The sequence below is a fragment of the Peribacillus sp. NPDC097197 genome (genome assembly GCF_050278025.1).
Taxonomy (GTDB): Bacteria; Bacillota; Bacilli; order Bacillales; family DSM-1321; genus Peribacillus.
Genome location: NZ_JBNNST010000015.1, coordinates 1 through 12,147 on the forward strand (window position 1 = coordinate 1; position 12,147 = coordinate 12,147).

At 36.5% G+C, this 12,147-nt stretch carries 9 protein-coding genes; 3 read left to right on the forward strand and 6 right to left on the reverse strand.

Features of this window, described 5'->3' with window-relative positions; translation table 11 throughout:
• The first annotated feature begins 1,239 nt into the window (after window positions 1-1,239).
• On the forward strand, window positions 1,240-2,895 hold the full coding sequence (locus ACQKL6_RS16905; protein ID WP_427651541.1) for a M28 family peptidase: 1,656 nt from the start codon (window positions 1,240-1,242) through the stop codon (window positions 2,893-2,895).
• Window positions 2,896-3,225: 330 nt separating this feature from the next.
• On the opposite strand, the gene ACQKL6_RS16910 is transcribed toward ACQKL6_RS16905, so the two are convergent.
• Entirely contained in the window at window positions 3,226-3,654 is a 429-nt protein-coding gene (locus ACQKL6_RS16910) for a MarR family winged helix-turn-helix transcriptional regulator (RefSeq protein ID WP_427651543.1), read from the reverse strand.
• A 280-nt stretch (window positions 3,655-3,934) separates the two neighbouring features.
• A complete protein-coding gene (locus ACQKL6_RS16915; protein WP_402876088.1) occupies window positions 3,935-4,564 on the reverse strand; it encodes a nitroreductase family protein in 630 nt (209 codons plus the stop codon).
• A 685-nt stretch (window positions 4,565-5,249) separates the two neighbouring features.
• Here ACQKL6_RS16915 and ACQKL6_RS16920 point away from each other — a divergent pair.
• Window positions 5,250-6,167 (forward strand): DNA/RNA non-specific endonuclease, encoded by a 918-nt coding sequence (locus tag ACQKL6_RS16920; protein WP_427651586.1) that lies wholly within the window; start codon window positions 5,250-5,252, stop codon window positions 6,165-6,167.
• Window positions 6,168-6,339: 172 nt separating this feature from the next.
• Here the strand turns inward: ACQKL6_RS16920 and cyoE are convergent, their stop codons facing one another.
• Window positions 6,340-7,236 carry a heme o synthase gene (gene cyoE / locus ACQKL6_RS16925; RefSeq protein ID WP_427592219.1) on the reverse strand — a complete coding sequence of 299 codons (897 nt, stop codon included), beginning with the start codon at window positions 7,234-7,236 and terminating at the stop codon, window positions 6,340-6,342.
• 451 nt (window positions 7,237-7,687) lie between these two features.
• On the opposite strand from cyoE, the gene ACQKL6_RS16930 reads away from it, so the two are divergent.
• The gene (locus tag ACQKL6_RS16930; protein ID WP_402876091.1) at window positions 7,688-8,431 is read left to right on the forward strand and encodes an SDR family NAD(P)-dependent oxidoreductase; all 744 of its coding nucleotides are present in this window, start codon (window positions 7,688-7,690) and stop codon (window positions 8,429-8,431) included.
• A gap of 518 nt (window positions 8,432-8,949) precedes the next feature.
• Here ACQKL6_RS16930 and ACQKL6_RS16935 read toward each other — a convergent pair.
• The 3 genes from ACQKL6_RS16935 to ACQKL6_RS16945 all read right to left on the reverse strand — a co-directional run bounded on the left by ACQKL6_RS16935 (window position 8,950) and on the right by ACQKL6_RS16945 (window position 12,121).
• On the reverse strand, window positions 8,950-9,228 hold the full coding sequence (locus ACQKL6_RS16935) for an RNA polymerase sigma factor (RefSeq protein WP_427651544.1): 279 nt from the start codon (window positions 9,226-9,228) through the stop codon (window positions 8,950-8,952).
• A 431-nt stretch (window positions 9,229-9,659) separates the two neighbouring features.
• A complete protein-coding gene (locus ACQKL6_RS16940; protein ID WP_402956475.1) occupies window positions 9,660-10,571 on the reverse strand; it encodes a DMT family transporter in 912 nt (303 codons plus the stop codon).
• A gap of 266 nt (window positions 10,572-10,837) precedes the next feature.
• A complete protein-coding gene (locus tag ACQKL6_RS16945) occupies window positions 10,838-12,121 on the reverse strand; it encodes a CynX/NimT family MFS transporter (RefSeq protein WP_427651545.1) in 1,284 nt (427 codons plus the stop codon).
• Window positions 12,122-12,147 lie beyond the last annotated feature (26 nt).

Below are 12,147 nucleotides of genomic sequence, written 5' to 3' on the forward strand. Positions count from 1 at the left end.
AAAAACCAATAGAATGGATGGGACAGTTGGAGAACTGTCCCGTCTCATTTAAGAAAGTTTAGAATTGAGAAACCAAATTGGCATTTATTTGCTGCCTGAACTTTGCCCTATATAGTTACGTTTTTACAATACCTAGTAAAATCATTTTAAAGCTTATTAAGCTTTTTATTTGATGGGTAAACTCAAGTCTGATCAGTCAGCGACAATGACTCTGGAAAGTTATGAAAAGTAGGAATTAAGATAATTGATGAAATTGATCAGTTTTAGCCATTTTATCCTTGTTATTTTTACTTCTCCTGCGCCGGGCAAGGTACACGTTAAAACGGACTATAGAAATATCACATAGGGACAATTGTACCCATTTCATCCATTAGTAGTTGGTATTAATATCGTAGAACCTTACATCAATTACATAGTTAATTATCATAACGAAAGTGTTTGTCATTATAAAGTATCAGGCTATTCTTATGGAATGATTACACCACCCTTGAATTTTTAGAAGGGGACGGAGGAAAATGTATCAAAAAAATTGATGGGAGGTGATTTGCAGGCGCTCTCCTATTAGGGTGCTTAAGAGGTAATTCCCTTAAGTTGCATAAGAATTGAGGTTAAATAAAAGTCTCTTGTATTCCTCAATTTGTTGAATGTCAAATGCTATGGGGATGTCTGCCTTAAGGCCCTATTAAGAATTTGGGAAGAGCGGATAGTTTGCCAAACTACGTTTTCAAAGTAAAGGCGTGGAATGTTAAAAAAGATTGAAAAAGCAAAAAGGGAGCATTCATTTCTAGAAGCTCCCATTTGGTATGACGGGGTGCTAAATCGTGGCGAGACAAACATGACAGTAAAGAAGCATTAGTAAATACTGGCCTTGTAAAAGATGGCGCTTCAGTTACCCACGTATTATGAAGGTATGGAGGCTGAACTTCGCGTTAGAATCGAATGATGAGAGTTATTACTAGTCTCATAGAGGCTACATAAGTTCCTACATCCCTTTATTAGACCTAGACAACAGGATAACACGGAAGAAGCTGGCACTATTTTTTCGATTCTACCTCGAGTTCCTAAGGTTGGCCAGCCTTTTCCTTATGACTGGATTTAACGAAGGAATGTAGGCACACTGATGCCTAAAGAATTGGGAGGGATGTCAACATAGGCATTTATTGATCCATTATGCAGTGGGACACTCTATCAATGGTTAAAACCGTTGATACTACACCATTTATACAGGGGAGGAATATGATGAAAAGGTTTGGTCTGAAAAAAGTTTTTTCAATAGCGATAATAATTGCATTTCTACTTGGTACGAACCAAATGAGTTCTACGGCTGCGGAAAACCGAATTTTCAATGATATGCCACATACAGGAAATGTTTTCGCAGACATGGAAAAACAAATTGATTATTTTAAAGAAGATGGGAATATTCGGAGTGATATCGCGGTCCGTACATTGAAAATGCACATTAGCGGAGTAGCTCTTTTTCAAAAACAAGGACAGACCGATAAGGTAATTAAACAAATGCAGAGTTTTAAACGCCTGCTTGATAATCAGAAAAGCAGCGGGGGCATTTCCGGAATAGCGCATGATGTCCTGAATACGTACACGCAATACGCAATTGGAAAAATTAATGGTACATTTAACTCCGATAATGTTATGAAGCATATCAAACACCTAAGTGTTGATATTGGGCCAAGGGAGGCAGGCAGCGAGGGAGAGAGAGCAGGTGCTGAATACATTGAAAGTGTGTTGAAAAGTTACGGCTATGAGACCAAAATCGAGGAAGCGCCCAGAAGCAATCGAGTTGAATTGATACTTAAGGTGCTCTCCGACAATAACAAAAAACTTCCATTGAGGGCCGTTAGCGGGGCCCCTCAAACGACTGGGGACGGTATCACAGGGAATATATATCATGCGGGTGCTGGCCAACCGAGTGATTTCACTGGGGCTGCAAGTGGCAAAATCGCCTTAATACAAAATGGTGGAATCACTGCCGGGGCCAAGGTGCAAAACGCAATGGCTGCAGGTGCGATAGGTGTCCTTATATATGACAACCAGGATCGCTTTACCCTTCCATCTGTTTCCCTAGGCAGCGTACGCCCTAACATTCCGGTTGCGACAATTACCAAGAAGGATGGGGAAGCATTTGTTTCTCAACTTTCCAAGGGAAATGTAGAAGTCCAACTTTCAATTAAAACACTGACGAATCAAAAAACAGTCAATGTAATCGCTGTAAAAAAACCAAAAGGCATTGAAAATCCTGAAATTTATTACATTGGCTCACATTTGGACAGTGTTGCATTCGCGCCAGGGGCCAATGATGATGCCTCCGGGACGTCTACACTAATGGAGTTGGCAAGGATTTTTAAGGACTATGATGGCGACAAAGAATTACGCTTCGCTGCATTTGGGGGCGAAGAACTTGGATTTGTAGGTTCGAAATACCATATCGGTAATTTGTCAGAAGATGAAGTTAAAAGAACAAAAGTTCAGTTTCAGATGGATATGACTGGTACGGCTTGGGTACCTGCCTCGCAACTTTTTATTAATACTGTAGATGGGAAATCGAATCTTGTTTCGCAATCAACACACCAAGCTGCTGAAAAACTAGATATTAATAAGGATTTATTGCCTGTTCATATGTTGAGTAGGTCTGATCATGTACCATTCCACGAGAAAGGGGTACCATCAGCATTGTTCATATGGATGGAACCTGGTACACCACCTGGGGGAGCTGATATCGAGCCTTATTATCACTCTTTAGAGGATAAAATAGAGCATGTAAGCCCTGAAAGAATACAACTTACCGGGGATGTAGTTTTTAAAGCTATTTCTGATTTAATTGGTTTCCAGGAAAATGGTGGTAAGAATGAAGAGGCATCACTAAAGGATGCTTCATAGATTCATAGTTAAACAGATGAATGCCTGGAGAACAGCTTGATTTCGTAAGGAACTTCCAGATAAGTAACCAAAAATATCAAACATTTCCTTGGGAAGCCTAAAGGAATATTTGATACACTCACCACATTGCGAAGCTGTCGCGGTACTGGAATAGTTTAATAAGCGAAAAATAGCTGTGTCAAAATCCGGGTTTGAGTGGATTTCGGCACAGCTTTTCTTTTGTTAAAATCCTTAAGTCTGCTTCGGCTGAAAGCCAAGTATTTGAAGAAGCACTAGCTGCTACTCTTAGTCTGTTTTAATACAATAGATTTTTACAATGAAGAGCAAAAATTAAAGCTTCTCTATATTGCGATTTAAGCGCGTGAGAAATTGCTTGAGTTGCTCTAATTCGCTTTCTGAAAAATCATCATAGAGATCATTCATAAATTGATCTTTAAACATTGTACAGCCTTCTAATAATGCTCGTCCTTTATCTGAAATCGTTACAAGTACTTCGCGATTGTTTTTTTCATTACGTTTGCGTTCAACATATTGCTGTTCTTCAAGCAACTTTAAATGGCGCGTGATGGCCGATTGATCGATAGCTAAGGATTGTTGCAGTACCTTTTGTGTAACACTATCCTTTTTAACTAAAGAAACTAAAATTTCATATCTAGTCAAACTAACTTCTGTTCTTTTTTCAAAAATTTGAGTGACGTGACGGTCTAACCTTTTCAACATCATAATCATTTGTTTCTTATCATCCAAACAAACTTCCATACTATTCCTCCTCACATTGGTTGCTCGTCGTTTTGCGCTCACTAAAACTTGTGTTCGAATTCGGCCCTATTATAAAAGCAATTTAGGTATCTAATGATGTACGCCAAAAACTGCTCTTTGTTACATTGAGCTTTTGGACGCTTTGCGATCCCTATATGATAGCATTTCCGTTCATTTGGATAAAGTGTAACAAATTTCAAACTTACGTGAATCAAGATATGATTAATGATTTAGTGATACGAATCAATAACACGTCATGTGAATACTTCCTCTAATTCACTTAGCTTGAAAAACGAATAATTTGTTCAAACGGTAAACGTGATGAATTACGTGCTGGCATAGCAGGCTTTCCGATAGCAATTAAAATCATCGGTAACTCATTGGCAGGTAGCTCATATTTTTTAGCGAATGCTGCTTTATCAAAGCCGCCCATTATTACTGTTTCATAGCCCATGTCCTTCGCTAAAAGTACTACTTGCATAGAAATTAAACCAACATCTAAATGTGCAATATTTGTTCGTTCAATTTCAGAAAAATTACTATATGCAGATTCAGAATTGGCAATCATCATATCAGCAATATCACGTGGCATATAACCTAGCTCAACATTTAAATCATTAATTTGTTTAGCGTTTTTATACATTTCATTATCGCCTAATACCGCAATAATCGCTGATGATGTTTCGATTTGTTCCTGATTAAATCCAGCAATGCGTAATTCTTTCTTTTGCTCTTGATCATCAATAACAAGGAAGCGCCAAGGCTGTAAGTTACTTGATGATGGAGCTGATGTTGCTTGTTCTAAAATATGTTGAATTTGCTCACGAGGAATAGTAACACCAGGCTCGTATTTACGCACCGATTTACGTTCATCCATTAATTTTTCTAAAGCTGTTTTTTGTTGTATCATATTTTTCACCCTTTTTTGTTGGAATTTGATTCGGCTTTCATTATAGTTGATTAGTCAACAGTTGACAAGTCATTTATCGATTCGGGATTTTTGATAGGCGAATGATTGGACAATTGGCACGGAAGGGATCAGGGGTTCGAATCCCTTACAGGTCATCTATTTGGTAGGCCAGAATCCTTGATATATCAAAAGCTTTAGTCTTTTTTTATGTTATTATTTACATGATATTAGTTAAATTCCCTAAAATGGTAGAGATTACCAAATAGTATCATTAAGCGGTTAAAGAGGTAATTATAATAAAGATAAAATTAACGCCAGAGAAGCCAAAAAGATAGAAACGGTTTGCGTGAGCCATGGCACTGAATAGGGATTACCACGATGATATAAATTAAATTGCTTAGGTACTAATACATGGAAGCACCTGTCATTAGGTTCTGCTATGTATTTTTTTACATGGAAACTTATCCTAGATCACACTGACGGAAATAATTTTAGCTGAGTATGTGAATTTGTACGTGTGTTATCGTGTGAATTGTACAGAGGAAAAGAAAAATAGAATAACATTATGTGATAAGATACACTTAAATGTTTTTAAGGTTATTAAGTTAGTAAAGTTATTATACTATTATAAGGAGTCCTAAAAGTGAAAAGGATAACAAGTTATTTAGCATTACTTTTAACGATTATGTTTATGGTTGGTTGCACGAACGAAGAAAATGCAACCATTACAGGAGGAGAAATAGACTCACAAGAAGTAACCACAGTCAATACTGATGAAAATAGTATAAAGGAAGAGACTATCAATACGGATCTTGACGGATCAATAGTTGAAGAAACAACAACCGAACCAAATGACGAAAAGTTCTCAGGATACAAACGTATTGAAATTGATGGTGGTGATTTGTCTGGATATCGTGAACCCAACGTCGTTGTTGACATTGGCTATGGGGACCGTGAATATTGGGCATTTACTAATGAATATGGGCAACTAGTACGTGTCATTGCTGATGAAATCACTTTACAAGATGACCGTAACGAACCTGTCACATCGTCTGGAAGATACTATTCGGATGAGGCGAAAGTTCCAGGTGTCGAAAGCGATGTTCTAGATGAAGGACATATCATCGCTGATTCTCTCGGAGGGGTATCGAATGCATATAATATTACCCCACAAGATAGTACACTTAACCGCCATGGTGACCAAGCTTATATGGAGAACGCGATACGCAGTGCAGGTGGAGCAACTAATTTTGAGTCGATTATTACATATCCAAATTCGAAAACGCAGATTCCTTCACATTATCAATACACCTATACTTTGAGGGGCAACAAGATTGTTGATTCATTTGACAATGGAAACCCTGATGAAGTAAATGCATCACTCGGTTTAACAGGCAGCAAACCTTCTAATTCAGATAGATCAAATAAAAATTCAACGAGTTCAAATAAAAACGGTGATATTTCTAGTGTTGATACTAACGGAAATGGACAAGTTACGATTAAAGAAGCAAAAGAAGCAGGTTTCAGTATGCCCATAACGAGGGAACATTGGTTATACCCCTATATGCGTGATACTGATAATGACGGTATGGTAGGTGAGTAAGAGCCTTTAAGGTAAAATAAAGATTATTCACTAACAGATTTTTGCATTAATTTTATAAATAAACGGGGTTGTCCTAAAAGTCATTTGCCAGACTTTTGGGACAGCCCCGTTTTTTATTTTGCCTAATTGGCTGTATTTGAGCTTATAGAAGTATGCTGGTTAAGTACGTTCATTATAATGCGTTTAAAATTAACCCGATTGAAGCGTAGATAATTACCGTGAAGTAGATAACCATCATGTGTACTAAGGAAAATATAAACATTTTATTTGCCCAAACCTTCAGTTCGTTTTTACGTTGTCCGAATAAGCTGAGACCTAACCATATCAGGCCTAAAATAAGTGAAATTAAAGTAAGGCCTAAGCTTAGTGGTAGAAATAAAAAGCTGGACAGCACCAATAGAACTAAATAGAAATTTGTTTGAATATATGTCCGTTTCCTACTTTTTACAACGGGAAGCATGGGAATATTTGCTGCAGCATAATCTTTTTCCTTACGGATGGCAATCGCATAAAAGTGAGGCATTTGCCAAATCACCATGATTAAAAACAATGCCCAGCAAGCGGGATGCCAAATATCTGGAGCGACTGATGCCCAACCGATTAAAGGAGGCATGGCACCAGAAATACTCCCAACTTCCGTATTCCAAATAGTATGGCGTTTAGTCCACATTGTATAAGGGACAACGTAGAAAAATACCCCTAAAAATCCAAGTAAAGATGCTAATGGAGAGGTTAAATATAATAAAACTAACCCGATCACTAGTAATAAAATGGCAGCTACTAAAACTTTTTTAATCGATATAGCACCTGTAACTGTAGGGCGAACCTTTGTACGAGCCATAATGGCATCAATATCGCGATCATAAATGTTATTGAACGCACCGGCTGCGGCTATAACGGCTGCTGTTCCTAAAAATGCAAAAACTACATTCCAAACGTTATCTACAAAACTGTATTGATACGTATATAAAGCGAGCATTAATCCTGCGATCATTGGAATAAGATTTGACTTGATAATTCCTGTTTTAACTACTTGAGCCCATAAGGTCATCTGTGATTGCTTTTTCATTGTATTTTGTAGCTCCTCTTTTATTCACAAGAACTAATATAACCTATAAGGTTAGCTAAATTCCATCATAATATTGCTTTTCTACAATCATTTTTAATTATATCATGTCTATATCTAATGAGATAAAAATATAGATGAACTTTATCCATTTCTTTGTTTTACAGCATTGATTGCTTGCTAGGGGATAGTGGGATGGAAATGATATGGGTTAGTTGATCCAACATGAAAAATCATTGCTTTTGTGTACAGCTACTGAAACATGCAATGGACTTCTCGAAAGAAGTGTACGAAATAAGGAGATTATAATGACTCATGACTCAACCATATTCTTCTGCTTGGAAAATATTGAGTGGCTCTGAATATCCAAAATTGAATGGATAAATACATTCCTTTGACAAATAATAATTGTGAGAAAGTAAGCGGGAATTTTATTTTACATTGGAGGAATATCATGGGTAAATTGGATGGTAAAGTAGCTATCATTACAGGGGCAGCACAAGGGATGGGTGCCATGCATGTTCGCAAATTCGTGGAAGAAGGCGCAAAAGTAGCAATTACGGATCTAAACTTTGAAGGTGTACAAAAACTAGCCAATGAATTGGGAGAAAATACAATCGCTCTTAAATTAGATGTTGCTAGTGAAGAGAACTGGGTAGAAGTGGTAGGAAAAACAGAAGAAACATTTGGTCCAATCAATGTTTTAGTAAACAACGCAGGCATTGGTATTTTCAAAACTTTAGAAGAATTAACCGTAAAAGACTTCGAATTAACATTTAAAGTAGATGAACTGGGAGTATTCTTGGGAATGCAAAAAGTACTTCCTTCTATGAAAAAAGCTGGCGTAGGTTCAATTGTTAACATTTCATCAGTAGATGGTTTAGTAAGTGCGCCAACGGCCATTGCTTATAGTGCTTCTAAACATGCTGTCACGGGTATGACAAAAGGGGCTGCTGCAGAGCTTGGACCCTATAATATCCGTGTGAATTCCGTACATCCTGGAATCATCAAAACACCTATGGCTGACCAACCAGATGTTGAAGAATATCTAAAGCAACTTGAACAAGATATTCCCCTAAGAAGAAGAGCAGAAGTAAAGGAAGTTTCTAATTTAGTTATGTACCTTGCATCCGATGATTCTAGCTATTCGACTGGAAGTCAATTCGTAGTAGATGGCGGAATGATCTCTGACCTATAAAAAGAGGGAATGGTTATGAGGAAATTTTCAAATGCAGTCTTTATATTTTACTAATTATTACTATTATTGGCGCAATTCTGTAGTGGGATTGTGCTTTCTTATGATTATAGATCTAAAAATGGCATGTAGCTTGTCGAGTTAGAGAAAAGAATATATGATGACAAACAAATTATCACGACAGATTTTAATAAAAATTCAAAAGGGCTCGGAATTAAATACTTCCGAACCCTTTTACCTTCAAATTAAACGTCGTGTATGATGGGTTAATTTCTATGTGAAATGTTATATTACACAATTATGTTTTCTAGATAGATGATGAAAAATTAATTCTTGGGAAATCTTCGAAATCTCATTCATATAGTTAATTACGGAAAAAGTTCTGTTGAATTTTAATAATCCAATTTCCTATGACTATAAGTTCAAGTTCCTTTTTTAACATAGAATCAATTTTAATTCCTGGATGGAAGAGAATATGGTGAAGTAGAGGAGACGATTTAATAGTAAGGTTTGTATGATTATTAATCTTTTTTAAGATAACGTTTATAATATACATGATTATAAACGATCCTTTTCATGAGAAAGGTAGATACCTTCGTGTCGTTAGAATCCTTAAAGTATTGAGGAGAGTCCCATAACTCTTTAAAAACTTCTGAAATTAAGTTTTCTGAATGGATCTTAGATCCAGTTAATTTTAAGGCAATGCTCTTTAGCATTTCTTCATGATTAGAGTATAACTTACTAAAATACTCGGTATCTTTATCTAATATATGAGTAACAATTTCATTTTTTGTATCCAATATTACACCTCATTTCTGTGTTGCTATAGGTAATATGTACCCTGTTTTTACTGAAGGAAAACTTGAAATCATGAGAAGCAGAACTTTATATAGAACAAGGTTGTAGAATTTATGATATTTGCAGCTAAAAAGCCTACATGATCTCATAGAGTCATGTAGGCTTTTTCTTAGTTATAATTAAGTTTCATTTCATTTTTTAGGGATTAAAAAAAGATTAAACTAGTACAGACAGTTTGAAAGGAGTAATTATAAAGGAATAGTTATGTACGTTTATCTTTTCTAAAAGATTGCTGCGGAACGACTAGGTGGAATAATCTTTTCTTTTTTTACCTATGATTTAATTCTTTTTTTACCAGACAAACAAGTGATGTACACTCCAATTTAGGGTCGAATATGAGACAGCAATCAAATTTATGAATAGTAGCTAGAAACTACATAGCTTTATTTTTTCGACGAAGCAACAATAGTTCTATTGCTCCCGATCCAAGTAATACTCCTGAAACAATGAAGATAAGACCAAAAAAATGTGCTGGAACGATTGCTTCGTTCAAAAGAATAGCCGCACCGACTAATGAAAAAAAGGTGTTGAAGTTTAAGAAGATAGAGGATTCTGCGGCTCCAACCTTTCCAATGATATAATTATAAGTCATATGACCTATTCCTGTAGCAAAAATAGCTGAGAAAAAGAAAGCTACCCAGATAGAAAACGAAGCAGATGAGATTGAAGCTAAACCATGTGGTTCCTTCCAAAGACTTATGGCAAATAAAATAAATGATCCAATTAGCATCATGTAACCCGTTAATAGCCGCGGGTCCATCGTTTTCGAAGCTTTATAAATCAGGATAAAACTTAGCGCTTGTGAAAGAATGGAGAGTAAAATATCAAAATCTCCTAGATTAATAGAATGGATGCTTCCACTTCCGGCCAAAACGGTAACACTCACGCCAAGAGCCCCACAAATAAACCCAAGAACTCGAATGAATGTAAGTTTTTTGCGAAAAATCACCATAGAAAAGATGGCTGTCAATAAAGGTCCCATCCCCAAAATCAATCCAGTATTCGTAGCTGAAGTTTTTGTTAACCCTTCTGCCAAAAAATAATGGTGAAAGACTACGCTCAAAAGGGCTCCCCCAAAAATGTAAAAAAGTTCAGATTTTTTTGGAAGACGAATGAGGCCAAGCATTCCCAAAATTAAAAAGACTATCAAAGAAGCCGTAAAAATTCTTAGAGAAGTTATGGTCACAGGTTGAATGTGTTCAACTAAAATTTTTATAACAGAAACGTTGAAACCCCAAATAATCATGATTCCAATAAGCAACATGTAAGTTTTAAAATAGCTCATACAAAAACAACCTTTCAAACTTATTCAACAATTGACCTATTATACTACCTTTTTCAAGAAAATACCAAAACTAAAAGAGATAGTTTTTAAAAACTGAGCATGAGTAAATTATTTATGCCAATAATTTGTAGTGACTACTTTGAAATGGATGTTAGTCCCTATACTTCACATCGTATTAGTTTGGGTGTAGATGAAATGATTCTTCAGTTTGAAGAGTGGCTATAAAAAAGCCTACAAGATCTCATAGGATCTTGTAGGCTTTTTCATTAGTTAAAATTTAATTTTTTCTTCCATTTTAAAGAAATTAAACTTGAAGAAATCGTAATGATAAAGAGGACAATAACAATAATGAATACAGTATAGTAAGAACCTGTTGAATCAAAAATGTAACTGAATAATGTTGTACCGAATGCCACACCTAATGTAGAGGCTGACATGATCGTTGTATAAATGGATGCGTAGTCTCGCCCGCCGAATACTTCGCGAATCACGACTGGAGGAAGTAAGGTAGACCCTGAGAATCCTATACCAAATAGTAAGGCACCAGTATATAGCATACCAATTCCGAATGAATCAGAAATAAGTAGTGCGACAACACCTAGCATACCCCCGCCAATACCAACAAATAGAGCTACTTTAATTCCCATTTTATCGTTTATGGCACCAAGCAGGAATTTACCACCTGTTTGACCAATCGTTACACAAGTTACACCTGTAGCAGCCATTGTAGCACTAAAGCCTACGGATTGTACAAAGTTTGGTACATGGAAGCTAACGGTTGAAGCCAGTCCGAAAAGCCCTGTGAATAAAACAACCAAATAGAATGCTGGGGATTTCATTGCAACACCTTTCAAGACACCTGATTCAGGTTTTTGTTGCGTATTAGTAGTATCGGTGTCGACTTCATCGGCACCATAAGCAGTCATATTTAGTTGTTCTGGTTTTGAACGAATAACGAATAGAGAGAATGGTAAAATAAGAATGGCTACAATAACACCTAATGTCATATATGTGGAGCGCCAGCCAATCGATTCAATCAAGGCACCGGTGATTTGAGCGAAGACCGCACCGCCAACCCCCATGAATGCCATAGCAAAACCTAAAGAGGTACCAACTTTTGCTTTAAACCAGTTATTCATGATTAAAGGAATGGACCCGTAAATTAAGAATGTACTACCAATTCCTAATGCAATCCCTGAAATATAGAAAGGGAAGACAGAATGATAGGTACCCATTAATCCAAATGCTAGCGCATTTATAATACCAGCAATCGTCAAAATATAGCGGATGTCAAACTTGTTCAATATCTTTCCTGCAAATGGTAGTAAAATGGTGACAGTTAAATACATTAGCGATGTATACAAGCTAATTTCAGAAACCCCAACTTGAAGATCTTCTGCTACTGCACGGTATAGTAAACCTGCACAGCTTACGATAATTCCGACACTTGCGGCGTAAATTGCAGCACTTGCCACCATAATCCACCAAGCATAGTGGATTTTCCCTTGTTTTTTCATGATGTCACCTCGTAAAAGTGGAGAAACAAGCACGTTGCTTCTCCACTTTGTATTATTTT